The following is a 24,546-nucleotide window of genomic DNA, read 5'->3' as shown; positions in this document are numbered from 1 at the left end:
GGCAAGTCCTTTTTCTTTTCTAAAATAGGAGTGCAGAGTTGTGTACGTTTCCGTTGCACACTTCTGCACTCCTATTTTGCATTACACAAGAACGCGACGATAAAACTGTTGAAGACAAACTGAGGGAAGTTCGGGTTCTGTAACGTCGCGATATAGTTACTGAAGCCATTGACCCGTAAACTCTCTTTGAACATGACGAAGATTGGGAACAACCAAATGATCGCCATGAGTGACAAGCCGAGATTGGTGAGCCATCTTCCTTTTTTCGTTTGGATTTCCATGGGTATCCCTCCTCAGTCCATTTTCTTCTGTACGCGTGTCTGGAAGTACGTGATGCTGAGCGCGATGATCAGCAAGATGATGGCGACGGCACTGGCGTAGCCGACCTCTTGGTGCAACATCGATTTCCGGAACAGGTACGTCGAGATGACCTCGGTCGAGTTACCTGGTCCGCCTTGCGTCGAGATCCAGACGATATCGAACGTCTTCAGTCCGCCGATGACCCCCAGGATCGTCAGCGTGAACGTCGTCCCTTTCAAGTTCGGGAACACGACGCTCCAGAGCGTGCGCCAGAAGCCGGCGCCGTCAATATTGGCTGCTTCGAACACTTCACGCTCGATGGCCAGCATCGCCATGTAGTACATGATCATCGACGAGCCCGTCCATTGGAAGATGTTGATCAAGATGATGGCGTACAAGGCGACGTCCTGGTCGCCGAGCCAGTTCTGTTCGAATGCACCGAGACCGATCATCCGGAGGAATTCGTTGATATAGCCGAACTGGAAGTCGAAGATTTGTGAGAACGCGGCGCCCAATACGACCGGGCTCAACACGACCGGGAAGAAGAACACCGACTTGAAGAACGTCCGGCCGACGCCTTTCGTGTGGAGCAGGTACGCCAAGACGAGACCGAGCCCGGCTTGGATTGTCACGGTCAAGACGGTGAAGATGCCCGTGTTCTTGAGCGCGTTATAAAATTCCGGGTCACTGAACATGCGGCCGAAGTTCTCGAAGCCGATGTACGTCTTCTCGAACGAGATGCCGTCCCACGAGAACAGCGAGTGATAGGCGTTATAGAAGATGCCGTAATAGATGAAGGCGATGACGAACAGGACGGTCGGGGCGACGAACGCCCAGCCGATCAAGTTCTTTTTCAGCTGCGCTTTCTTCTTCGTCGAATCCGGTCGTTGCGGCGGGACCGCCGACAGCTTCGGCTGTTCTTCCGGTAACTCGGTTGCGTGTTGCATAAGGTTCCCTCACTTTCCTATCAAAAAATCGAGCGCCAGTCAGGCTGGCCACTGGCGCTCGTTCGATTATTTACCTTGATCAGCGATGGCTTGGATACGCGCGAGCGCTTCTTTCGCGTCTTGACCGCCGGCGATGTTTTGAAGTTCTTTGCCGAGCGTGTCGTATACTTTCGGGTCACGGATGCCGCGGCCCGCGACGGCGTTCTTCACCGTCTCGTTCAAGATTTTGTACGACTCGCGTTCCACGTCAGACGTGAACTTGTCCTCGTACGCGACTTCGATGTCCTTGACGGCCGGAGCCATCTCGAACTTCTCCATGTAGAGCGCTTGGCCTTCGCCTTGCGTCATGTAGGCGATGAAGGCGGCCGCGCCTTCTTGTTGTTTCGACTCTTTGTTGACGCCGAGCGCCATGTCGATCGAGGCGATGACCGGTTGTTCTGTGCCGCCCGCGAGGTTCGGGAGCGGGACGAAGCCGATCTCATCTTCGAAATTGTTCCACTTGTCACGTTTCTCGACCGTCGTCATCGAGTGGGCTTCCCATGAGCCGATGACCCACATCGCCGCCTTCTTGTCGAAGAAGTTGTTCATGCCGTCCATGTATGTCGCTAGGCCCAAAGCGCCTTCTTGGAACACTTTGTCTTCGAACAGTTGTTGCCAAAGTTCAGCCGTCTCGACCATCTCTTTGTCCGTCCACTTCGCTTCGCCCTCGAGTACTTTTTGGATGTACCCTGGTGCGACCTGGTGGCTCAAGACGTTGAAGACGTCCGTGCCGACCCAGGCGTCTTTCGCGCCGAGCTGCATCGGGATGACCTTGTCGCCCGAGGCGTTGATCTTATCAATCGCCGCGATCGTCTCGTCATACGTCTTCGGCGGTGTCACGCCGTATTTGTCGAGCATCGTCTTGTTGTACATGAGATACGCCTGGCCCGTGAATCCGACCGGGACCGCCATCTGTTCGCCGTCGACCGTCGTCTGTTCGACGCCGAGCTCGATCAACTTCTCTTTCCAGCCCGCGCCGGCCGCTTTGTCCATATAGTCTTTCGCCGGGACGAGGCGGTCCTTGTATTGCGGGATCATCGGTTCCTTGAGGCCGATGACATCTGGGCCGTCACCGCCGAGCATGGCGACTTGGAGCTGCTGTTCATAGTCCTCGAGACGTTTGAACTTGACGACGTAGTCGTCTTGCGACTCGTTGAACGCCTTGGCCATGGCTTCCCCGACCTCTGGTTGTGGCGCCCAGCCCCACCAGTTGATGACCGGCTTGCCGTCTTCCGTCGTCGCGGCCGCCTCTTCCTTGCCGCCGCAAGCAGCGAGCAGTGATGACAAGACGAGTACCGATGATGCGAGTGCGATTGTCGTTTTCTTCATGTTCATTCTCCTTTGAATGTTATGCGACCAGCTTGAGGCAAAGCTCCCGAATCAAGTGGTCTGGCATCGGTTGATCTCCGAGCCGGGTGAGTGTGTATGCGATCAATTCCAAATCAAACTGCCAATGGTCGTCTATGTACGATCCGACGACGTACAGGTCGGCCCCGAACGGCAGCGCGTCCTGTTGCTTCAACCGCCATAGAAGCATCTCAAACAGTCCGTCGAAGTCGTTCGTGCGCGCCTCGTTCAAGTCTGAGACGCGGAACAGGCGGATGTCGCGGGCCTCTTCGTCGTAAAGCCGGAAGATGCCGTCCCGCCGTGAGCGGGTGACGACGACACCGTCCGCTTTTGAGAACGCTTCCAATTCATTAAACGTTGAACCGTCCCGTGTGAACAGCCGTGTCGCCCCGTAGCGACCGAATATATCGTGAAACTTGTCTTTCAGAAATGGTGTCTCTATGTCCATGTCTACCCCTCCACTTTCCCGTTTGAGAGTGTCACCCCTTACTTAGTAAATTAAATTTATTATCTAACTACAAACAGACTATAGCATATCCTTTTTAGACTTGTAAACGGTTTCATTCAAATTATTTTTCGACACAAAAAAATCGCCCTCGAGGTGAGAGCGATTGAATCATTGAATCTCTCCGAACAGTTGGTTCGTGATGAGGGCGGCTGCACCGAGCGCACCGTGGTTCGCATTCCACGGGACGACGCGGATGTCGGTCTGGCGGGCATCCATCGTCAGCGCCGTCTGGGCGACCCGCTCCTGGATGTTGGCGACGACGTTCGGCGCGTAGTTGAACAGCGGTCCCCCGAGCAAGATCCGGTTCGGATTGAGCAAGTGGATCATGTTGAGCGTCGCGATGCCGATATACTCCCCGGCCCGCTCATACAGCTGCTGGATGTCGGCGTTCGTGCCGACGGAATCACGCAAGTCGCTCAAGTCGAGCTCGTGATTGAGTTGCCGGGCCTCGTTCAAGATGGCCCGTTCCCCGGCGACGGCCTCGAGGCAGCCCCGGTTGCCGCACGAGCAGATCGGCCCGTCGAGCATGATCCGCATATGGCCAATCTCCCCAGCGATATGGTGCTCCCCGTCGATCAGCTCGCCGCCGTGGACGTAGGCACCACCGATGCCGTAGCCGGCGTAAACGTAGAAGAACTCGTCGATGCCGATCGCCTCGCCGAAATAGAGCTCGCCTAAGGCGAGCGTCCGCACGTCGTTCTCGACGAAGACGTTCTGGTTCAAGCGTTGTTCGAGTTCTTGTTTGAGTGGAATGTCATGCAAGTGGAAGCGCGGCGCGAACAAGACGATCCCGTTCCCCGCCTCGACCATCCCGTGGACGGACACCCCGAGCCCGATGACATCGCCTTCGGCCTTGGCGGCCAGTTCTATGTATAGCGTCACGATCGCCTCGATGAACTCCTCGTTCGTATCGAACCGCTTGTCGTGCCACGCCTCACCTAACACCTCCCCATGGATGTTCGTGACGACACCATGCAACCGCCGCTGCGTCGCGTCGATGCCGATGACGAAACGGTCACTGGCCGCGAGTTCGAGCATGATCGGGCGCCGTCCCCCGCTCGAGACGCCGAGCTCACGCTCGTTGATCAACCCTTCTTCTTTCAGTTCGTTGACGATGTTCGAGATCGTCGGCTTCGTCAAACTCGTCGCCTTGGCGAGCTCGACCCGGGACACCGGCTGATGGAGCCGGATGAGCCGGAGGATGAGCGAGCGGTTATACGTCCGCATCCATTTCGAGTTCCGTGGTGTCGTCTTCCCCATAACTGTTCCACCCATTTCTTTGCTTTTTTCTTAGTATAGCATGTTGGGGAAACCGGTCAGGGGGTGACTGAACTAATTTGACAAATTAATCCTTCTCTGTAACGAGGATACGGTCCTTGAATCACTTATGAGAACTCAGTGACGGTGATCATCAAAGTACTACTCATTCTTTCATAGATTCATTTGATAAATCCCGAGTCAACATCATTCTCTACTCCTCTAGCACAAGGAAGGAAACGCTATTCCCCCCGCTTCACCATTGGCCTTATCATACATAAGCACGGGGATAACTCCGATAACATGGGGATAAGGGAGACAGAGGTGTGAGACAACGGCGGAACAACGACTAAAAAGGGGGGAATAGCGTTTATACTCGGTCTAACCTAGGAATGACATAGAGCGCTCGGAAAAGAATTGACCAATGACAACTATCGATGAGCAAATTTATGAGTGGGAGCCGATGATTCATTATGTCGTCAGACACTTGAATATCCATCCGAACGAACAAGAAGACTGTGTCCAAATCGCACGTATTGCCTTATGGGAAGCGTTGAATAGAGGGTGCACGTTATCGAAAACATACTGTTTCCAACGGGTCCGCGGAGCAATCTTGAATCACAAACAAAAAAACGCTCGTCACTTGAAACATGAAGTCCCAGCCGAACGAATCCCAGAACAATGCATGACGTCCGAGCGTCACCTCTTCGACTGGCTCGACGAACAACGAGTGAGACTGTCACCGCGTCACTTCGAGCTCCTCTGTCACCTGATTGATGGAACCGAACAGACGCTGGCCTATTCCGCGAGCCGATTGCGCGCGTATAAGGCGGACGTCCAACGTGAACTACGAGAAGATATCTATTCGAAGGAGTGAACAATATGGATTATATCAGTTTAAAAGACGCTATCTCCATATATCTAGAAGATGTGGAAATCAGACAGTGCAGATCAAAAGACACCGTCAAGACATATCGCACCACTTTACGCCGATTCGAAAAACTGATGGACGAGTCGAACGTGACCTTGTTAAAAGACGTGGACGAAATCGCCCACGCCTATGCGTATCGAGATGAGTTAGTCGACTGTGAGAGAGCATTCAATACGATTAAGAAATATGTGAGCGTGCTCAAAACGTTCATGGTTTATTCGGTCGAAAAAGGATGGATTACCAAGAACCCGTTTGCACTCGTCAAAGTATCCGGTGCCGAGGCGAGAAGACAGTCGATGACCCTTAGCCGCGAACAGCTTCATCAAATCTTGTATCATGCCGACAACGCGACCCTGTATAACATTTATATGATTGGGTGTGATGCGGGTTTTCGGATTAGTGAAACGTTGAATTTAAAAATCGAGGATGTTGCATTTGATACAAATGAGCTTGTCATCCGGCACGGAAAAGGAAATAAAATGCGGGAGGTCCCAATGAGTGACCGGTTGCATGATGCGCTACTCCGTTACATTGAATGGGAGCGGCCAAAGATTGATACAGATTCCCCTTACTTGTTTATCATGCCTCGTGGCACAAAAGTACGTGCGAACTACGTGAACGAGTACCTGCAAAAAGTATCGAACGAACAGCTCGGATTTGGCATCACGAGCCATGTCTTGCGCCACAGCTTTGCGACAGAGCTGTACAATGCAGGTGTCAATATCACTAAAATCAGTCGCCTGCTCGGCCACGCCTCGACCGAGACGACCGAGTTGTATCTGCATATCTCTAAAGAACAGAATCAACAAGCGATTGAAGTGCTGAACAAAAAGAATGGACAAATTAATAAGAATAAAAAGAAATACTAATAACCTTCGATATTTTTTGAAAAGGCGAAATTCTGACAACACTTTTAATTAATGCTGTTAAAAGCCTTTATCGTAACTTACTAAAAAGTTCCTAGAAAATAACGAACAACAGTATGAAAAACTGATTTTTCCACTTAAATAATCATGTTTCGTCAAAGTTTCTCAATGAGATAAAACAATAAAGTCATGTTTCAATTCGACTAAAACATGACTTTATTTGCACTCTGAGAAGAGACATATTCATTTTTTTAATCCATCATTACTTTTATTTTTCGTAAGATTAATTCCTAATACAACGTGTACAAGCAAATAAATACTGCTATAAACAACGTAAATAACTAAAAAAGCATGTGAATTAATGTTTTCAATAAAAGTAAAAGCATATATAGAAATCATGCCTAATAAAAATATTAATTGAAGCCTTAATTCGTAGTATTGTTTTCCTAGAAGAACGTAAAGAGAAGAAAAAGAATCTGAAATAGTTTTCATGTAAAACCAAGGCGTCATAATTAACATTATCTTTCCAGCTCTAGCCCATTCCATCCCTAAAAAAAATGGAATGAACATTACAGAAGCATAAGCAATCAGAAAATAGATAGGAATTAAAGATAAACTCACTAATTTAAAAGTTTTCATTACATCAAAGTTTATGTTCTCACTAGTCACAATTTTTTTCTGAATTTCTTTGAAAAAAATTTTATGAATACTTGTAGAAATAATTAAATTAGGAATACTAAGCATTTTTATTGCTATTGCAAATAATCCGAGAGTTTCGGTTCCAAACATCAATCCAGACAAAAGAAGAATACTTGATTGATTAGTTGTAGAAAGTAAGGCAGCTGGTGCATTTCCCAAGGCTTGATGTCTATATTTTATAGAAACTTTTTGAAGTTGTCTAAAATCTAATTTTTTTAAGAATTTCAAATTAATATCTGCTTTACGTTTCTGAAATCTTATTCCTTGAAACGAACTTAATATTTGAGAAAAAACTAACGTTATGTGGGTGCTCCACAATAGACCCCCAAAAACAGAAAATACGTTGTTAGAAAAAGATCTAATAATTGTAGCGTACCCAATTGTTTTGTAGTCCTCCCTGTTATTGTTTACAAATGTAAATACATTACTTAATGCATAAGAAAACAATAAAAGAAAAAGTAACATCACTGCACTTACATAGGATATAACATCGGAATTGAAGTAAATAGAAGCGTATGTCATCGAGACCAATATGCTTAAAAATAATCCAATCAAAAGCGAAAGCTTTATTAGATTTTCCTCTTCTGCCTTTCCAACTTTAGACTGAATAATTGCCATTTCATACTTACCACTTAAAATCGGACCGAATATTGACACACAAACAATAAAGGTAGTATATGCACCAAATTCTGCTGGAGAATATAAGCGAGAAATTACGGGTGACAAAACAAACGTAAGAATTTGCGCCAAAACTAAACTTGATGATAATTTAAAGAAATTTTTTATATTTATCATTGTAATTCCTTCATGATTTTTGAATATGTAATATTCAAGTACTCACTATAATCAACAGTTTGATTATATAATTTTACGTTATCCTTATAATACTGATAATTTTGCGTAATTGTATCATAGGCTTTAGAAAAATGATTGTTTGATATTCCAACTTCGTGAGTTTCTATAAAGGTTTTAAGTGGCGGATTTTCGCTTGTAATTATCGGAATTCCACAATCAATATACTCGTAGATTTTACCTGATGCGCAATATTTATTATTATCGTCATGCATAGGATAAATTACCACTCCAATATGGGATTGTTGCATTAGATATTTTAATTCTTGTGGTAAAACCTTTTCCAGAAGATATACATTTTTAAGATCGTACTTTTCTATATAGTTATCTATTTCATGCTTATCTTTTTCCGTCCCGCCACCTACAATAACTAAATTTGCATTGTCCTTTATTTCTTTGAATTCCGCTAACAACTCTAGTGTTAAACGATGCAATGAATAGCCACCAGTACTTATTATATTTTTTTTTCCATGAATGAACTTGCTGTATTTTTCCTCATAAGCTTTTAGTTCAGCGGCTGTTGCTTCCGAATCTATTACGCGTATATTTTCAAAAACGATTGGCTTTTTATCTAAAGAATAATGTTGCTTTGCGAGCTGTGATCTTTCTTCATTCGCTACAATTACAATATCAGCGTTTTTTATTAGTAGTTCTTCAAACAAACAGAAAACTTTTAATTTTCGACTTGTTTGTTGCTCTCTTATATAATACTCTCGGCAATCAATTATTAGTTTTTTTGGTTTAAACAACATATAAATTAGGTAACCTGTTATCGCGGAATACAAGTTATCAATAAACAAAGTATCTATTTTTTTTTCTCTTTGTAACTTAAATGCTGTTTTGACACTGAGCAAGAAAAAATTAATCAGGTTCTTTACAGTTAAATATTTACTTTTGTTTTTAATCTTAATTATATCGTAGTTTTTATTTAAGTCTTTTTTTTCGTTGACCATACAAGATACAACATGAATTGAACCATAAGGATCTATCAATTTTAATAGCTCTTTTGTCCGCCCATCATAATCTAAGGTTGTAAACGATAAAAAAAGCAAATTTTCACTCATACAACATATCTCCTATTACCTAATAATATGGCCACTAGAAATAGCATTCCTGCTGTTCCCATCATTATTGTCGACAATGAAAATAATGCTGGCGAAGCTACAAACAAATTTGTAGAAAATCTAAAGAGTATAAATAAAAGTACATAAACCCATTCTAAGGATGTAGTATTTTTTAGAATTTTTTCAACAAACAAACATATAATAATGTTTAAAGCACTTAATATCGGAGATAATATTACACCAAAGTAAATATACGAGTACCCCAAACCAGAAAGAACCTGTCCGGTACTTCGTTCGTATCCATAGATGAAGGTATTAAATTGCTCGGACGTTAAAACAAAATTTGCTTCTTTAAGTAAAAAACTTATCCCAAAAGTAGACCTTAAAAAGTCATAGAAAAAGTTTGCCGGTGATAGATTATAGCTATCAGCAAATTGTAACGTTATAGCTACATTTTCTGGTCCGAAAAAATATATTTGAAACATCCCCGATATTTCTTCCCATGTCAAGTCGCTATTTATTAATGCATCTGTGTATGATCCATACATGAACGCATAGCCAAACTTATATATGCTCATGGTAGTAAGAACTAATAAACCTATACTGCCCAAAAAGAATAATATTCGCTTTCTCATTTCAGGATAAAAAGTAATTAACAAGTAACTTAGGATTAGTAATAAATAGATCTGATTAGTTCGCCTTTCACCTATAATAACCATTAGCAATAGTAGTGAAATGAAAACAGGAACATAAAAATTGATTTTTTGTTTATTAACACTATAATTTTCAGAAAAATGTTTAAGCGTTAATAAGAAAATCAACATTAATCCTATTTGGATAATTTGTTGTAATAGTATCCTTATAGAAGAATCTTCATCTCCGACTCTTTCAATAGAGGAGGTGCTTACGTCAATATAACCAAAATTAATAAAACTAGAGTTTAACCCATAAAATACAAATACAAACATAAATAAAAGTAAAAATAATGAATACACAATTAAATTCCCTTTTATTTTTAAGTTTCTAGGCACACTAGAATTTACTGGAACCTTTTTATTATAGTAAATCGCCAACAGTATTGATAAAGCAATCCATTCATAAGAAATCAACAATATTGATTTATTTATGTAATAAGAATCTGGATTTATATAATTCAATCCTGGATCTAATGTGGAAAAAGAAATAAAAATAGGTATTAATGTTAATCTAATTAAACCCATAATCATAAAACCCCAAAGGGTTATTTTTTTTTGACTCATTTTGGCTTTATTTCCTACTAAAAATATTAAAAAAATGCCAAAAGCAAAAGTAATAGGTAGAATATAAAGATTGTCATATCCTTCATGATTTCCATAATTGCTTAAAGTTATTATGAAAGAGATTAGAGAAAATCCAAATAAGACAACTCTAGAGCTATTAGACATTTTACTAAACTACCTCCTACTAAAATTTATAATTCCTCATAAATCCTCTTTTTTGTTTTTTCATTTTCATCCAACTTTTTATTTAATTCTAACGTAGCTAACAATTTTACACTCTTGTTATCTAATGATTTATACCACTCGTAAACTTCATTTGGTAAATTATAATTGTCGGAATTATGATTAACTGAAAATTTATTAACGCAAAATTTTTCCATATATGTTCCTTCATATAAAATTATAGGAATAGCTGCCATTAATGCATGATAATATTTAATAGAAATTGCACTATCTAATGCAACACTATTTGTACCATATAAATTATTCATTATATCTATTTCACTTAATATTTCATTTATTTCTTCATTTTTAAAAGCACCTTTGAATTTTACGTTGGTGATACCTTCTGAAATAGCGAAGTCTTCTAACACTTCGCTATTTGTTCCATAATAAGACAATGTAAACCGTTCATCATTATCAAATAATTTTAAGAGCTTTTTATCGTTTTCAAAAAATCGCACATTTCCTAAGAAACCTATATTTATAGGGTCTTTTGAAGAAATACCGCGAGGCTTTATTTTCTCTAATAAATCTTCATTTATGCTATTTATAAATAACACTTTATCTTGATGTATTTTATTTATTGGCAAAAATTCTAAAAATCCCGGCGAAGAGTATGTGGTAATCAAAGAGTTATCTATAAGTGATTTCATCAATCGATTTATAAAAAAAATATTTTCAAAAGCATAGTCTCTTATATTCAAAAAATATTTGTTACTATACTTTTTGATTAAAACATCAAAAATTAAATAAGCTGTAAGCGAATTCCATATTATAAGTTTTTTATAATTATTTGATAAAATGACTTTTTTAATAAACCTTCTAAATTCGATATATTTCTTTATTTTTGTGAATTTATTGGATTGATTGTGTCCAGAAGCTATAAAACGAAATGTTTTCTCTGCAGTATTATGTTCTTCAATGTCATATCTATCAAAATATATGATGTCGAATTTAATGCCTTTTTTATTCAAATAATTAGTGTACATGTTCAATAAGGAACTATGTTTTAAATTAATAATAGATATCAGTGCTATTTCACTCTTCATTCCATACCACTCTCTTTACATAATGGGTATAAGATAACAATATTTTTACTACTTTATCCGAAACATTATCTGCTTGATAATCATTTACTTGATGTGCCAATCTACAATTTTCAATTTCTTTTAAAGACCTTAAAATATTATCTTTATTTAATCCGGTCATTATTACGCTTGCTTCTTCCATTGCTTCCGGTCTTTCATGAGCTTGTCTTATATTTAATGATTTCAAACCAAGAATTGAAGTCTCTTCACTAATAGTCCCACTATCACTCAAAACAGCTTTTGCATGAATTTGAAGACAATTATAATCAATAAAACCCAACGGTTTTAACAAAACTATATTTTTGTGAAATTCAATGTTTTTACTTGAAATCATTTTGCGTGTACGGGGATGAGTACTCAATATAACAGGATGATTATAAATTTCAGCAATTTCGTTAAGTGAGTCAATCAAATTAACGAAATTTGTTTCAGAACTGATATTTTCTTCTCTATGAGCAGAAACTAAAAAATATTTATCTTTCGTTAATCCTAATCGGTCTAACACATTCGAGTTCTCAATTGCAGAACGTTTAGAATTGATAACCTCATACATCGGACTTCCAGTTTTAATAATTCGATCAGCAGGTAATCCTTCTTTTAATAAATATTCACGTGCGATGCTACTATAAGTTAAATTAACATCAGCGATATGATCCACAATTTTTCTGTTTGTTTCTTCTGGCACCCTTTGATCAAAGCAACGATTACCTGCTTCCATATGAAAAATTGGAATTTTTCGTTTTTTTGCTGCGATTGCACACAAACAACTATTTGTATCCCCTAAGATTAAGATAGCCTCTGGATTCTCCTTATCCAGAATAGGATCGATTGCAATTAAAATGTGTCCAATAGTCTCTGTAGCATTTCCATTAGCTGCATTCAAGAAGTAATCAGGCTTTCGTAGATTAAAATCTTCAAAGAAAACCTCATTTAATTCGTAATCATAGTTTTGACCTGTATGAACTAAAATGTGTTCAATTACCTCAGACTCTTCTAATCGATTAATAGTCGATGACAGGCGAATAATCTCTGGTCTTGTTCCAACAATAGTCATTACTTTTAGTTTCTTCATTTATTCATTAAACCTCCAAATAGTATGTATCAGGATAATCAGGATCGAATGGCTCATTTACCCACATAAGCGTCACCATATCTTCGTTCCCTAAATTCTCTATATTGTGTGTATAACCCACTGGTATATCCACGACTTCTAGTTTTTCTCCACTTACAAAATATTCAGTAATATGATGTGAATCTATCTGTCTGAGCCGAATAACTCCATTTCCACTAACCACCAGAAATTTTTCATTTTTAGTATGATGCCAGTGATTGCCTTTAGTTATTCCTGGTTTTGAAATGTTAACCGACATTTGTCCGCGATCAGCTGTTCGTATAAACTCCGTAAACGATCCTCTTTCATCTTTATGCATATTTAGTGAGTAAGAGAACTCATCTTCTGGTAAATAACTTAAGTATGTACTATATAATTTTTTATTTATAGATTCACTTAATTTTGTGATTGATAAATCTTCACGAGATTTTTTGAATGAGCTTACAAGGTCTGCAAGTTCCCCCAATGTTATATTATAGGTAGGAGAAATGTTGTAGAAAAAACTAGAACTTTTGTTTTTTTTGAGCTCTAGAAGTTTGATTAAAGATTCTACAACATCATCGATATACGCTAAAGTAAGCACTGTGTTTTTATCATTTATCTGTACTGGAATATCCCGTGCAAAATTATAGCAAAAAGTTGCAACTACACTATTATAATTTGGTTTACACCATTTCCCAAATAAGTTTGGAAAACGATAAATCATAACATTGGTATTATTCTTTTTAGCATAATCTAATACCTGATTTTCAGCTTGTTTTTTACTTTTTCCATATGGATTAGTTAACTCAGCTTGGATTGAAGAGGAGAACATGATTGGAGGAGGGTTTTCTCTTCCCATTAACATATCAATTAACTCTTCTGTAAATTTTGTATTCCCCGTTTCAAATTCAGAAACATCTTGCGGTCGATTAACACCTGCAAGGTGATAAATGAAATCAGCACGTCGAGCGAATTCTTTTAACTCCTCGGTCGGTGTATCTCTATTACATAGCATTAAACTTGTATAACCTTGGTTTTTTAATTCGGCGACTAAATTTTTTCCTACAAATCCGTTAGAACCTGTAATCAAAATATTCATACACTCACCCATTTGCCTAATTCGTTTCTAACATATTCTAGTGTCAGTAGTCTCTCTTTAATTTCTTCAATTGTTAAACGCGTTGTATTATTTGAATTGTATTCTGTTTCTTTAGTTAGCTGTTGATCCCCTTCACTAAAGTACTTATCATAATTCAAATCACGAGTATCCGCTGGAACGCGATAAAATCCACCCATATCTTCAGATACAATATGCTCCTCACGAGTTAATAAAGTCTCGAATGCTTTTTCGCCATGACGAGTGCCAATAATTTTAATTTCATTTTCTGCACTAAATAGTTCTTTTAAAGCAATGGCTAAATCACCTACTGTCGATGCTGGAGATTTTTGAACCATAATATCCCCAGCTTCTGCATTATTGAATGCAAATACAACCAATTCTACAGCTTCTTCCAGACTCATTAAAAAACGTGTCATTTGTGGATCCGTAACTGTTAAAGGTTCACCTTTTTTAATTTGCTCAATAAATAAAGGAATTACTGACCCTCTTGAAGCCATTACATTCCCATAACGCGTTCCACATATTAAAGTTTGCGCTGCATCAATTGTTCTAGCTTTGGCGACAAATACTTTTTCCATCATAGCTTTTGAAATACCCATAGCGTTTATAGGATACGCAGCTTTATCTGTAGAAAGACAGATAACTTTTTTCACCCCTAATTCAATTGAGGCATTTAAAACATTTTCGGTTCCAAGTACATTGGTTTTAACAGCTTCGAGAGGGAAGAACTCACACGATGGAACCTGTTTTAATGCCGCTGCATGAAAAACATAATCCACGCCATATAACGCATTTTTCACACTATTAGAATCCCTTACATCTCCAATATAAAACTTCAGCTTACTATTTTGATATTTTTTACGCATATCCTCCTGTTTCTTCTCATCTCTAGAAAAGATTCTAATTTCTTTGATGTCTGTTTCTAAAAATCTTTCCATTACTGCATTTCCAAATGAACCTGTCCCACCAGTTATCAGTAAAACCTTGTTATGAAACATTTGATTAATCACTCCTAGATTTCATTTATTAAATTAATATATTTTTGTGTACTTAACTCTCTTGAGTATTCCTTTACAGATAATTCTTTTGCGTTTTTAGACATTTGATTATAAATTATTTCTTCATTTTTCAAGAGCATAATACACTTTTCTAAGGAAATACTATCATTGTTTTTAATATTAAAACCCGCACCGAATTTTGTTAATTTTTTCGCGATATCAGTATTTTCGTCCATAATAGAGATGACGGGTTTCCCCATAGCTAAATATGTATAAGTCTTACTTGGCACAGCTAAACCTGCTAAATTAGACTCAAGTGAAACAATGAAAACATCGCTCTCATTTAGTGCTACACTCAGATCATTCCCATGAAGAAAGTCAATAATTTCAACATTTTTTGTCCCTATAGATTCAAATTTCTTTTTAATTTCATCTTTTTTATTTCCATGACCCACTAATAAAAATCTAATTCCTTTGCAGTCACTCATTTTCACAATAGTATCTGTAAGTGTGTCCATATCCTGGGCTGTCCCCATATTACCAAAATAAGATACGGTAAATTCACCGTTCTTTTTTTCCAGAGCAATATCTACGCTTCCTGTATGCCAATTTGGTATGACCTCAATTGACTCAGGGGAAACCTTCCGATTAGTTTCGATAAGCTTTTTCATCTCTGATGAAAGGGCCACCACCTTATCAAATGACGGAAAAATTCTAACATTAATAACTTTCATTAAACGAACCAGTAAACTATCTTCTGAGATGCTGTTAGTAGATACTGCTATCTCTGGGTAAACATCGTAACTAACAAATACAATTTTCATATCAAATAACTTCTTAGCAATGTAAGGAACTATTGGAAGCACTGGAGGGTTTGAATACACAATGCAAACATCTTTGTTTTTAAATTTTCTTAGGTTCAAAAGAGAGAAGAAAGTAAACGAAAAGTAATTTAATAGCCTCCCTAGTGAGTTGTTTTTGTTAAATTTACTGTATTTTATTCTATTGATTTTAAAATTCGGTTTAATTATTTCACTTTTTTTTATTCCTTCGTTTGCTTTTAAGTATTCATATGGAAATCCACAGAGCACCTCAACATCAAAACCATTTTCGCTTAAATCCTCAGCAGTCTGATAAGGTAATTGAGCTGATGAAATATATTCAGGATAGAAATATTGACACAAAAATATAACTTTTTTACTCATATAAATTTATACCTTTCGGAAAGAAGTGATAGATTCATTAAAAGACACAATTTGATATGGTAGTTTATAATGACATGCATTTGAGTTAACAACTAAATCACCAAAAATTTTTGAACCGATTGAGGATTTTTTGATTATGTCTACAAATGAATGGGGGATGCGCAATGAAAAACACTTTCTTTTTTCACGGTATTTCAAGAAAATTTGATAGGTCGAACTATATTCAGCATTTTGAGGTATATAAATACCGCGTTCTTCATTATCAATGAGTAGATACAAAAAATAAGAAAGATTGTCAATATAAATCATGCTTCTTTTGTTTGGAATATCTAAGAAAACAGGAAGATACTCAAAAAACATTAGCATTTTACGGAAATTACCTGGACTTCCTGGTCCATAAACAATAGGTGGTCTCACAATCACGACTTTAAATGTATCATCTTCTAAAGCTAATATTTCTTCTTCAGCTTGCAGTTTAGATTTACCATAGTCATTTTTAGGGTTTAACGGTGTATTTTTATTAATTATTCCTTGCGACAAACCATAAACACTTAAAGTACTAAAAAAGATGAATTGTTTTACCCCATCATTCTTAGCTTTTTTCGCTATTTGAAATGCCAGATCACGGTTTACTTGATAATATAATTCTTTACTTGCAGTTGGATTATGCACGATGGCAGCTAAATGCACAATCGTATCATATTTTATAAATTTTTTTTCTAACCATTCATTATTACGTACACTCAATGATTCTACGGTAATCACTGAGGATGAATGATTAGATTCTAACCATTTCACAAAAGATTTCCCTATATAGCTATTTGAGCCCGTCAACAAAATTTTCTTCATTTTTTTTCTTCTCTAGTTGGCGCAATTTCCTTCATCATTTTTCCAGTCCCTCCTTCTAATACCCCATCACTTCTTAGAACACTAAACACAGTGCCAATAAAACATCGGAAATCCATCCAAAACGACATTTTTTCAATATACTCTCCATCAAGTTGTGCTTTATACTCAATTGGAAGTTCATCTCGACCATTGATTTGAGCCCATCCTGTTAAACCCGGAGTCACACTATTTGCTCCGTATTTTTCACGTTCCTCAATCAAATCGTACTGATTCCAAAGTGCAGGACGCGGACCAATCACTGCCATATCACCTTTTAGAATATTAATGATTTGAGGAAGTTCATCGAGACTCGTTTTCCGAAGAAACTTCCCTACTTTTGTAATGTAGAGATCTGGGTCTAGTAATAAGTGTGTTGGTGTATCCTTAGGAGTATCAATTTTCATCGTTCTAAATTTTAAAATTTTGAAATGGGTTTGATTCACTCCGACACGCTTTTGTTTAAAAAAGATAGGACCTTTCGACTCCAATTTAATCGCAATCATAATCCCAACAAATAAAGGTGATAGCACAATTAATCCTACTAAAGAAAGAATGAAATCAATTTTTCTTTTCTGCTCAATGTATTTCATTATTCACACTCCAATGGTCAAACAGTTTCTCGAATATGGTTAAGAGAATCGTCATGCAACTCAATTCCATCATTCGCCCAATTAATAAGGTAAAGGCTAAGCGCTTCGCTCGTTTTAAGATGATGAATTTGATTTAGTTTTCCATCCAAATTCTTCTCTTCTGACACGATGCCTGTAAAGATCTTAGGATATACTGCTTCCGGATGGACTTCGCCTTCTTTCAACAACTCCTCAAACATTTTTTCGCCTGGACGAATCCCACTATACTCAATGGAAATTTGTTCCTCTGTAAATCCACTTAGTTTGATCATGTTTCGAGCAAGGTCCACAATCTTCACGGGCTCACCCATATCTAAAACGAAAACTTCTCCACCGTCCGCAAGCATTCCGGCTTGAATAACGAGTCGACTCGCTTCAGGAATAGTCATAAAATATCGAGTCATATCTGGGTGTGTAACTGTAAGTGGACCGCCTTTTTCAATCTGATTTTTGAAAAGTGGGATGACTGATCCACGGCTTCCTAGAACATTACCAAAACGAACTACAGCATATTTCGTACTACTTACTTTTCCTAAGCGTTGGACGACCATTTCAGCTATCCGTTTTGTAGATCCCATTACATTCGTTGGATTCACAGCTTTATCAGTAGATATCATAACGAATCGAGAAGCCCCAAACTCATCTGCCATTTCAGCAACGTTTTTAGTCCCATAAATATTATTCTTTACAGCTTCATGGGGATTGGCCTCCATCAATGGCACATGTTTATGAGCTGCAGCATGAAAGACAAGATGTGGCGTGTATGATTCAAACACTTCTCTTAATCGATTTCGATCTTGTATGTCCGCAATAATCGGAATAAGTTCAATATCAAAGTTCAAATCACGAAGTTCACGTTCAATCAAATAGATACTATTTTCTCCGTGACCTAGCAATAGAAGGCGTGATGGTTGGAATTTTAAGATTTGCCGACAAATTTCAGAGCCGATTGATCCACCGGCACCCGTTACAAGGACCGTTTTGCTTTCCACTTCCGACTGTATCCCAGAGATATCAAGTTCTACAGGCTCACGCCCAAGTAAATCTTCAATTGACACTTGGCGCATCTGATTAACTGATACTTTACCGGCCGCTACTTCTTCAATCATTGGCAACGTATGTACATTTGTACAAATCGCTTTTGCCCGTTTAATGATTTCTAACCTTTCCTTATAATTCATTGACGGGATAGCGAAGACAATCTTATCAATTGCCTCACGTTCAACTACAGATTCTAAATCATTAACCTTACCTAACACTTTCACGCCGTTGACAGTTAGTGATTGTAGATGACTATTATCATCAATAAACCCAATTGGATTCATCCGATGATTTTGTGAGTGCTGCATTTGACGGACGAGCATTCGTCCAGCTTGTCCAGCACCAATGATCAGCGTCCGTTTTTCATCTTTTCGTTTCTTTAATTTTTTATTAAATAAACCCGAAGCAGAATTAGAGTTCCAAGTGATTACTACACGCGACCCTAAGCGAATTGCTCCTAAAGCTAATAAGGAAAGACAGAAACTGAGAAATAACATACGCTCCATTGCTTCTCCATACATTCCAAACTGTATAAGATATAAGGAAACTGTACTCATTACTAATGTAAGCGTTAGGCGTACTGCTTCTTTGATACTGGCGAATCGCCATGCTACATCATAGAGTCCACTCAGTCCAGCTATTACAATAAATAGCACACTATAAATAATCGCCGATTGAATAAAATGATTTTGATTCATCGAAAATAAAAATTCGACAGGATATAAAAAGAAATACGTAAATGTGATTGCAGAAATAATTGCAATAATGTCTAGCGCAGCCAAAATACTAGTCCGAATCGACTTTCTTTTCAGCTCTGTAAATGACATTTATCGTTCCTCCTCGCTGGTATAATATATATTATCTGTCTGATTCATAGAAAAAAGGATGTAACTTACATCCTTTCAAAATTATAAATTAAGGGTATCACTTTCGACCTAATATAAAAACATGCGAGGAGTAAATTAAACCTAAAATCGTTCGACAGTTGTCGACAACACTTCACATATTTAGATAATTTGTCAATAACTAGTCTTTAAAATAAGACAATCATTTTTTCCATTTCCCTCGCCAGTTTTTTGTCGGTAATGTCGGCGGATCAATGAATACAAACTCATCCTTCATAATTGCTTCCGCATTAACTACGTAAGTCTCCCACTTGTCTTGACCAAGCTCTTCACGAACAATCTTTTCGACCTCTGTCCAATAAAATGTTCGGCGGCCCGTGCTATGAGCATCTGATGCAATTAAATGGCTGAGCCCGTTACGAAGGAAAGCGAATGCGAGCTCTTTCACGTTCTGACCGAACTCTCCGGTCAAACTACTCGTCGTAATCTGCGAAAGCGCACCCGACGAGACGAAGTCCATCAACCGTTTTGGGTTGGTTGCGAACTCTTTATTACGCTCAGGATGAGCGATAACTGGCGTGTAGCCTTCCGTTTGAAGACCGAAGAAGAGCTGTTCGGCATAAGCTGGTACAGAGTCACTCGGGAACTCCACGAGGACATAACGTGATCCAGCAAGTGATAACGCTTTACCTTGCTCTAACGATTCAACAAGGTCGCCAAAGATTCGAATCTCTTGTCCAGCGTACAAATCGAGGTCAATTCCCTCTTGTCGTAAAACATTTTGCAATCGCGCAACGGCACTCGCTACATCGAGCTGACTTGTATCAAACTGCGGGTGAAACGCGTGGGGGGTGACCACGATTGCAGTCACCCCTTCACTTACGGCGCGTTTCGCCATCTCGACCGCTTGTTCGACTGTTTCCGGACCGTCATCGACGGCCGGCAATAAGTGACAATGGATATCAATCATGGCACGCTCTCCTTTTATTCGTATGCGTAATAGTAATAGTAATCGTCGCTGCCTTGTGGCTCACGTTTGTTCAAGACGACACCGAGGATATGTGCCTCTGCAAGTGTCAATTGTTCTTTCGCTTTGACGACCATCTGACGATCTGATTTGTCGCAACCAACGACAAGAACGACACCGTCAACCTTACGTGCCAAGAGGCGTGTATCCGCCACTTGCATCATTGGAGGTGCATCTAAAATGATGATGTCATAGTTCGTTTTTAGTTCTTCCAAAACGCGATCCATCATCTTCGAAGACAATAGTTCTGACGGGTTTGGTGGAATTGGACCTGCAGCAATCAAATCTAAATTTTCGACTTGAGTCGAATGTGTCGCCTTCTCAACAGTCGTCTTCTTAGCCAACACTGTTGAAAGACCAATTCCGTTCGAAAGACGGAACGTGAAGTGGGCTGTCGGTCGACGCATGTCACAGTCAACAAGTAACACACGTTTTCCTTGTTGAGCATAGACAACGGCGAGGTTCGATGACGTTGTCGACTTCCCCTCACCTGACGAAGCTGAGGTAATAACCATCGTTTGCAAGTCGTCATCGACTGCCGTGAACTCTAGGTTCGTCCGAATCGTCCGATACTGTTCGGAGATTGGTGACTTCGGTTTGTGGACTGTGATTAATTCCCGTCCAGTTTTGTCATATTTGATATGTTTACTTTTCTTTTTTCCGAACTTAAACATGGACTTGTTCACCTTTCATGTTAGCTTGGCGTTGTTGACGCATTTCAATTTTATCGATGACAGGGATTGACCCGAGAACCGGGAGTTCCAAAATGTTTTCAACGTCCTGTTCTGTTTTAATCCGACGATCCAACACAACTTTAAGGAACGCGATAGCAACTCCAATCATTAAACCAAGTACTGTTGCGATTGCCGTGTTCAATAAAATGTTTGGTTTGATAGGTGACATTGGAACTGACGCGTCAGACAATACCTTGACGTTGTCAACACCACTCATTAATTCGCTGACTTCGTCTGCAAACACGGTGCTGATTTCGTTGGCAATGTCCGTTGCTAGAACCGGGTTCGTATGTTGAACTTTAATATTGATGACCTGCGAATTTTGCTCACTGTTGACTGTGATTAAGTTACTAATGTTCTCTGGAGCCCCAATCACATTCTGTTGAACAGCTTCTAAAATTGCCGGGCTTTGGATAATGACCCTGTATGTGTTTACAAGCGCGACCGACGACTGAACTTGGCTGCTATCAATCATGTTGTTCTGTGTTTCCTTCGGAGCAACGAGTACTTGCGTCGACGCTTCATACGTCGGACTGATCACGAATGAACTAATTAAAAAGGCGATAAGCGCCGCGATAATTGCTAAACTGACGATGAGCCACTTGCTCCGTTTTATGATGGAGAATAATTCTCCAAGGGAAATTGTTTCTTCTTTCATGCTCGTGTTTTCTCTCCTCTGTTCTTTAAAGTCACTACTGGAAAAATTCCGCAGATAATATTTAACAATGCCAATACCAAAACATTATAGCAAAAATCCTAACAGTTGATGACCCATTTTTTAAAATTTGGGTTTTTTGGTATGTAAATCTGATAAACTTTGTTAGGAAGAACTTAACAAAAGGAGGAGACAATAGTGCACGTTAGTGAGCGCCTACTCCAGTTGTACGCAGACACGAATGCGACAACACGTACAAAACTACAAGATGTCATTAAACAAAATTTAGGGGACGGAAAATCGTTACGCATGTCCTTTGAAGAATTGACGGGTACAACGTTAGAGTCACTACCGACGGAAGAAAAATCGGGGTCGGACTTCGCTGCTTGGATTAAAGATGGGAAGAAAGATGCCACGTTTCTTCCATACTATGTGTCTTTACTTGAGATGCATGAGGATGTATTGAACAAAGAAGCGACCGTTCCTCAATCCGCACCGATTGACAAGACAACCGTCAAGAAAACACCGATTGTGGACAAGGCATCGGGACCCGCTTCCGAACCAACTCAAAAAACGGAAGAACGAGCCACAGCCGCAAAACCGCGTTATACCCCTGAAATTCCCGTGCCCTCACGCGCGGAACGAGCCAAATATCAACGAACAATCGAACCAGCCCGACCACGCCGGAAATCCGGCAAATGGATTGGTGTCCTTTTCCTCCTCGCTTTACTCATAGGAGGCGGCTATATCGGGTATCCATATGTTATGGACTTGTTGGAACCAAAACAAGAAGCCAAAGTCGTCGAGGAAACACCTAAGCCGGATCCTGAACCGGTCGTCCAAGAGCCAGAAACAAATTATGTCTGGCTCGCCTCGAAAAACGTCAACCTCGTCTCTGAACCGAACGGCACGACAGTCACCTATATAGGAGATATCGGCGACCGCTATGAGATTTTAAAGGAACAAGATGAACACGTTGAAGTAAATTTGGATGGGACGACAGCATGGGTTCCGCTCGATTCGATCACGACCGACTGGCCGACACGCGACTTGACCGATAGCGCCCTACTCGACTGGGTGAACACGAACTTGAACAACAATTGGCTCGGCGAATCGATTCCTGACTTCTTCGCTATGAACGAAGCTGCACTCACGGAGACAATCGGAGTGCCGTACGGACGTGAGACGGATGCTTTGAACGCCTATGCGTTCTATAACGATGGCTTCTTCGTCATTCAACAAGATAAAGTACACGCCATCGATTGGACGAACACACAAACGACGCGCGATGTATTCAGCCCGCTCGGCGAACCGGTCCTCGAGACGGACGATGCAGTAGTTTATGAGAGTGAGACATATTCACTCCGCTTATTCGAAGGTACGAACGGACAGACACGGGTACGACTGACTGAAAAATAAGAGAGTTTCACGGAAGGAGCAATCCCCATGAACACGATTCTTGTTACAGGAGGTGCCGGTTATATCGGCACCCATACCGTCTTACAGTTGCTTGACACCGATTACGACGTCATCGTTCTGGACAACTTATCGAACAGCCGCCGTGAGGCGCTCGAACGAGTCGAAGCACTGACCGGAAAATCGGTTACGTTCTATCTCGGTGACATCCTCGACCGCGAACTGCTCGAACAAATCTTTTTGACACATACGATCGATGCCGTTATCCACTTCGCTGGATTAAAAGCTGTCGGTGAATCGGTATCGGAGCCACTCCGCTACTACGAGAACAACGTCGTTGGTACGACTGTGTTGCTTGAAGTGATGCACGCATTCGATGTGAAACGAATCGTCTTCAGCTCATCGGCGACTGTATACGGCATGCCGGAACGGACACCAATCGACGAGACGTTCCCGCTCAGTGCGACGAACCCATATGGTCGGACGAAACTGATGATTGAAGACATTATGCGAGACCTCGCCGTCGCCGACCCATCATGGAGCATCGCACTATTGCGTTACTTCAACCCAATCGGTGCCCATGAGTCGGGTCAGATCGGTGAAGACCCGTTTGACATCCCGAACAATTTGATGCCGTACATCACGCAAGTCGCCGTCGGTCGCTTGAACGAACTGAGCGTGTTCGGTGACGATTACGACACACCTGATGGGACCGGTGTCCGCGACTATATACATGTCGTTGACTTAGCTGAAGGTCATTTGAAAGCACTCGACTACGTCATGGACCACACGGGTGCCGAGGCGTTCAACTTGGGGACCGGGACCGGTTATAGCGTCCTTGATCTCTTGCATGCATTCGAGACCGAGAGTGGAAAAGCTGTTCCGTACCAAGTGACCCCACGCCGACCAGGTGACATCGCTATGTGCTTTGCTGACCCATCGAAGTCGAAACGTGTGCTCGGCTGGGAAGCGAAACATGACGTCCGCGCCATGTGCCGCGACGCTTGGAACTGGCAATCGAACAACCCGAACGGTTATCGGGCATAAGAAAAACGGCTGACACGAGAACCTTAAGGTTCTTCGGTCAGCCGTTTTGTCATGTCGACTTCAATAATTTCTGGTTCCTTGCCCGGTGTGACGAGCACCCCGAAGTCAAGGACGGCAATCACGATGGCGATGCCCGCGAGTGCCCAAGCGGCGTCGAACGTGAACTCGCCGACGATTAAGCCGAACAAGACGAACGCTGCAAACGTCAAATAGTAGAACTTGCGCCAAATCGTCCGGTACTCGATTGCAAACTCACGGTCCCACAGATAGAAAAATACGAAGCCCGCTAATGCGATGAATAGCGTCGCGAACATCCAATACGAAAATGAATGGAACGTAAGGCTCAAGAAATGGACAAATAATGATTGATTCATCGGAATTCGCTCCTTAGGTGTATGTAGGATTTTGTCATGGAAATTCCTTCTATATCCATTCTCCTACCAAATGTTTCATGAGTCAATACACCTAA

General features: G+C 40.5%; 24 protein-coding genes. 4 read left to right on the top strand and 20 right to left on the bottom strand.

Features of this window, described 5'->3' with window-relative positions; translation table 11 throughout:
- Positions 1–71: 71 nt before the first annotated feature.
- From KNP72_RS13215 to KNP72_RS13195, 5 genes are all read right to left on the bottom strand, one after another.
- Positions 72–281: an ABC transporter permease family protein gene (locus KNP72_RS13215; protein WP_251129020.1), complete on the bottom strand. Its 210-nt coding sequence runs from the start codon at positions 279–281 to the stop codon at positions 72–74.
- 12 nt (positions 282–293) lie between these two features.
- Positions 294–1,247, bottom strand: coding sequence for a carbohydrate ABC transporter permease (locus KNP72_RS13210; RefSeq protein ID WP_214824840.1), 954 nt, complete (start codon positions 1,245–1,247; stop codon positions 294–296).
- Between the two features lie 66 nt (positions 1,248–1,313).
- Positions 1,314–2,615 (bottom strand): ABC transporter substrate-binding protein, encoded by a 1,302-nt coding sequence (locus KNP72_RS13205; protein WP_242679078.1) that lies wholly within the window; start codon positions 2,613–2,615, stop codon positions 1,314–1,316.
- Between the two features lie 19 nt (positions 2,616–2,634).
- On the bottom strand, positions 2,635–3,081 hold the full coding sequence (locus KNP72_RS13200; RefSeq protein ID WP_214830221.1) for a hypothetical protein: 447 nt from the start codon (positions 3,079–3,081) through the stop codon (positions 2,635–2,637).
- Positions 3,082–3,249: 168 nt separating this feature from the next.
- Positions 3,250–4,416 carry an ROK family transcriptional regulator gene (locus KNP72_RS13195; RefSeq protein ID WP_251129019.1) on the bottom strand — a complete coding sequence of 389 codons (1,167 nt, stop codon included), beginning with the start codon at positions 4,414–4,416 and terminating at the stop codon, positions 3,250–3,252.
- 406 nt (positions 4,417–4,822) lie between these two features.
- Here KNP72_RS13195 and KNP72_RS13190 point away from each other — a divergent pair, with 406 nt between their 5' ends.
- Both KNP72_RS13190 and KNP72_RS13185 read left to right on the top strand, forming a co-directional pair.
- Positions 4,823–5,275, top strand: coding sequence for a sigma factor (locus KNP72_RS13190; RefSeq protein ID WP_214833830.1), 453 nt, complete (start codon positions 4,823–4,825; stop codon positions 5,273–5,275).
- Between the two features lie 5 nt (positions 5,276–5,280).
- Positions 5,281–6,198, top strand: a complete 918-nt coding sequence (locus tag KNP72_RS13185) for a tyrosine-type recombinase/integrase (protein ID WP_214833827.1) — start codon at positions 5,281–5,283, stop codon at positions 6,196–6,198.
- A gap of 240 nt (positions 6,199–6,438) precedes the next feature.
- Here KNP72_RS13185 and KNP72_RS13180 read toward each other — a convergent pair whose 3' ends face one another.
- The 14 genes from KNP72_RS13180 to KNP72_RS13115 form a co-directional block, all read right to left on the bottom strand.
- Positions 6,439–7,689 carry a lipopolysaccharide biosynthesis protein gene (locus tag KNP72_RS13180; RefSeq protein WP_214833824.1) on the bottom strand — a complete coding sequence of 417 codons (1,251 nt, stop codon included), beginning with the start codon at positions 7,687–7,689 and terminating at the stop codon, positions 6,439–6,441.
- Complete coding sequence (locus tag KNP72_RS13175) at positions 7,686–8,810, bottom strand: glycosyltransferase (protein ID WP_214833821.1); 1,125 nt, start codon at positions 8,808–8,810, stop codon at positions 7,686–7,688. Before KNP72_RS13175 ends, KNP72_RS13180 begins: the two co-directional genes overlap by 4 nt.
- Positions 8,807–10,234, bottom strand: coding sequence for a hypothetical protein (locus KNP72_RS13170; protein WP_214833819.1), 1,428 nt, complete (start codon positions 10,232–10,234; stop codon positions 8,807–8,809). Before KNP72_RS13170 ends, KNP72_RS13175 begins: the two co-directional genes overlap by 4 nt.
- Before the next feature lie 26 nt (positions 10,235–10,260).
- Entirely contained in the window at positions 10,261–11,265 is a 1,005-nt protein-coding gene (locus KNP72_RS13165) for a glycosyltransferase family protein (protein ID WP_214833816.1), read from the bottom strand.
- A 64-nt stretch (positions 11,266–11,329) separates the two neighbouring features.
- Positions 11,330–12,451, bottom strand: coding sequence for a non-hydrolyzing UDP-N-acetylglucosamine 2-epimerase (gene wecB, locus KNP72_RS13160; protein ID WP_214833813.1), 1,122 nt, complete (start codon positions 12,449–12,451; stop codon positions 11,330–11,332).
- Positions 12,452–12,458: 7 nt separating this feature from the next.
- On the bottom strand, positions 12,459–13,571 hold the full coding sequence (locus tag KNP72_RS13155; protein WP_131471339.1) for a polysaccharide biosynthesis C-terminal domain-containing protein: 1,113 nt from the start codon (positions 13,569–13,571) through the stop codon (positions 12,459–12,461).
- On the bottom strand, positions 13,568–14,590 hold the full coding sequence (locus KNP72_RS13150; protein WP_131471340.1) for a polysaccharide biosynthesis protein: 1,023 nt from the start codon (positions 14,588–14,590) through the stop codon (positions 13,568–13,570). The genes KNP72_RS13155 and KNP72_RS13150 overlap by 4 nt, the downstream gene beginning before the upstream one ends.
- A 14-nt stretch (positions 14,591–14,604) precedes the next feature.
- Positions 14,605–15,795 (bottom strand): glycosyltransferase family 4 protein, encoded by a 1,191-nt coding sequence (locus KNP72_RS13145; protein WP_214833810.1) that lies wholly within the window; start codon positions 15,793–15,795, stop codon positions 14,605–14,607.
- 6 nt (positions 15,796–15,801) lie between these two features.
- On the bottom strand, positions 15,802–16,644 hold the full coding sequence (locus KNP72_RS13140; protein WP_251129018.1) for an NAD-dependent epimerase/dehydratase family protein: 843 nt from the start codon (positions 16,642–16,644) through the stop codon (positions 15,802–15,804).
- Positions 16,641–17,273, bottom strand: a complete 633-nt coding sequence (locus KNP72_RS13135; protein ID WP_214833804.1) for a sugar transferase — start codon at positions 17,271–17,273, stop codon at positions 16,641–16,643. The genes KNP72_RS13140 and KNP72_RS13135 overlap by 4 nt, the downstream gene beginning before the upstream one ends.
- Positions 17,274–17,290: 17 nt before the next feature.
- Positions 17,291–19,180, bottom strand: a complete 1,890-nt coding sequence (locus tag KNP72_RS13130) for a polysaccharide biosynthesis protein (protein ID WP_214833801.1) — start codon at positions 19,178–19,180, stop codon at positions 17,291–17,293.
- Between the two features lie 220 nt (positions 19,181–19,400).
- Positions 19,401–20,168 (bottom strand): tyrosine-protein phosphatase, encoded by a 768-nt coding sequence (locus KNP72_RS13125; RefSeq protein ID WP_214833798.1) that lies wholly within the window; start codon positions 20,166–20,168, stop codon positions 19,401–19,403.
- Between the two features lie 14 nt (positions 20,169–20,182).
- A complete protein-coding gene (locus KNP72_RS13120) occupies positions 20,183–20,899 on the bottom strand; it encodes a CpsD/CapB family tyrosine-protein kinase (protein WP_034779059.1) in 717 nt (238 codons plus the stop codon).
- The gene (locus KNP72_RS13115; protein ID WP_214833795.1) at positions 20,892–21,617 is read right to left on the bottom strand and encodes a YveK family protein; all 726 of its coding nucleotides are present in this window, start codon (positions 21,615–21,617) and stop codon (positions 20,892–20,894) included. The genes KNP72_RS13120 and KNP72_RS13115 overlap by 8 nt, the downstream gene beginning before the upstream one ends.
- A 195-nt stretch (positions 21,618–21,812) precedes the next feature.
- On the opposite strand from KNP72_RS13115, the gene KNP72_RS13110 reads away from it, so the two are divergent.
- Both KNP72_RS13110 and galE read left to right on the top strand, forming a co-directional pair.
- The gene (locus KNP72_RS13110; protein ID WP_214833792.1) at positions 21,813–23,033 is read left to right on the top strand and encodes a flagellar basal body-associated FliL family protein; all 1,221 of its coding nucleotides are present in this window, start codon (positions 21,813–21,815) and stop codon (positions 23,031–23,033) included.
- A 27-nt stretch (positions 23,034–23,060) separates the two neighbouring features.
- The gene (gene galE, locus KNP72_RS13105) at positions 23,061–24,077 is read left to right on the top strand and encodes a UDP-glucose 4-epimerase GalE (protein WP_214833789.1); all 1,017 of its coding nucleotides are present in this window, start codon (positions 23,061–23,063) and stop codon (positions 24,075–24,077) included.
- Positions 24,078–24,100: 23 nt separating this feature from the next.
- Here galE and KNP72_RS13100 read toward each other — a convergent pair whose 3' ends face one another.
- Positions 24,101–24,451, bottom strand: a complete 351-nt coding sequence (locus KNP72_RS13100; protein ID WP_214802077.1) for a hypothetical protein — start codon at positions 24,449–24,451, stop codon at positions 24,101–24,103.
- Between the last annotated feature and the right edge of the window lie 95 nt (positions 24,452–24,546).

It is taken from the genome of Exiguobacterium sp. s152, assembly GCF_018618335.1.
GTDB lineage: Bacteria > Bacillota > Bacilli > Exiguobacteriales > Exiguobacteriaceae > Exiguobacterium > Exiguobacterium chiriqhucha.
This window is presented reverse-complemented; position numbering and strand designations above follow the sequence as displayed.

Bases quoted from the DNA above. Each gene is read 5' to 3' on its own strand.
- KNP72_RS13215 (WP_251129020.1), bottom strand. From the start codon at position 281: ATGGAAATCCAAACGAAAAAAGGAAGATGGCTCACCAATCTCGGCTTG.
- KNP72_RS13210 (WP_214824840.1), bottom strand. From the start codon at position 1,247: ATGCAACACGCAACCGAGTTACCGGAAGAACAGCCGAAGCTGTCGGCG.
- KNP72_RS13205 (WP_242679078.1), bottom strand. From the start codon at position 2,615: ATGAAGAAAACGACAATCGCACTCGCATCATCGGTACTCGTCTTGTCA.
- KNP72_RS13200 (WP_214830221.1), bottom strand. From the start codon at position 3,081: ATGGACATAGAGACACCATTTCTGAAAGACAAGTTTCACGATATATTC.
- KNP72_RS13195 (WP_251129019.1), bottom strand. From the start codon at position 4,416: ATGGGTGGAACAGTTATGGGGAAGACGACACCACGGAACTCGAAATGG.
- KNP72_RS13190 (WP_214833830.1), top strand. From the start codon at position 4,823: ATGACAACTATCGATGAGCAAATTTATGAGTGGGAGCCGATGATTCAT.
- KNP72_RS13185 (WP_214833827.1), top strand. From the start codon at position 5,281: ATGGATTATATCAGTTTAAAAGACGCTATCTCCATATATCTAGAAGAT.
- KNP72_RS13180 (WP_214833824.1), bottom strand. From the start codon at position 7,689: ATGATAAATATAAAAAATTTCTTTAAATTATCATCAAGTTTAGTTTTG.
- KNP72_RS13175 (WP_214833821.1), bottom strand. From the start codon at position 8,810: ATGAGTGAAAATTTGCTTTTTTTATCGTTTACAACCTTAGATTATGAT.
- KNP72_RS13170 (WP_214833819.1), bottom strand. From the start codon at position 10,234: ATGTCTAATAGCTCTAGAGTTGTCTTATTTGGATTTTCTCTAATCTCT.
- wecB (WP_214833813.1), bottom strand. From the start codon at position 12,451: ATGAAGAAACTAAAAGTAATGACTATTGTTGGAACAAGACCAGAGATT.
- KNP72_RS13155 (WP_131471339.1), bottom strand. From the start codon at position 13,571: ATGAATATTTTGATTACAGGTTCTAACGGATTTGTAGGAAAAAATTTA.
- KNP72_RS13150 (WP_131471340.1), bottom strand. From the start codon at position 14,590: ATGTTTCATAACAAGGTTTTACTGATAACTGGTGGGACAGGTTCATTT.
- KNP72_RS13145 (WP_214833810.1), bottom strand. From the start codon at position 15,795: ATGAGTAAAAAAGTTATATTTTTGTGTCAATATTTCTATCCTGAATAT.
- KNP72_RS13140 (WP_251129018.1), bottom strand. From the start codon at position 16,644: ATGAAGAAAATTTTGTTGACGGGCTCAAATAGCTATATAGGGAAATCT.
- KNP72_RS13135 (WP_214833804.1), bottom strand. From the start codon at position 17,273: ATGAAATACATTGAGCAGAAAAGAAAAATTGATTTCATTCTTTCTTTA.
- KNP72_RS13130 (WP_214833801.1), bottom strand. From the start codon at position 19,180: ATGTCATTTACAGAGCTGAAAAGAAAGTCGATTCGGACTAGTATTTTG.
- KNP72_RS13125 (WP_214833798.1), bottom strand. From the start codon at position 20,168: ATGATTGATATCCATTGTCACTTATTGCCGGCCGTCGATGACGGTCCG.
- KNP72_RS13120 (WP_034779059.1), bottom strand. From the start codon at position 20,899: ATGTTTAAGTTCGGAAAAAAGAAAAGTAAACATATCAAATATGACAAA.
- KNP72_RS13115 (WP_214833795.1), bottom strand. From the start codon at position 21,617: ATGAAAGAAGAAACAATTTCCCTTGGAGAATTATTCTCCATCATAAAA.
- galE (WP_214833789.1), top strand. From the start codon at position 23,061: ATGAACACGATTCTTGTTACAGGAGGTGCCGGTTATATCGGCACCCAT.
- KNP72_RS13100 (WP_214802077.1), bottom strand. From the start codon at position 24,451: ATGAATCAATCATTATTTGTCCATTTCTTGAGCCTTACGTTCCATTCA.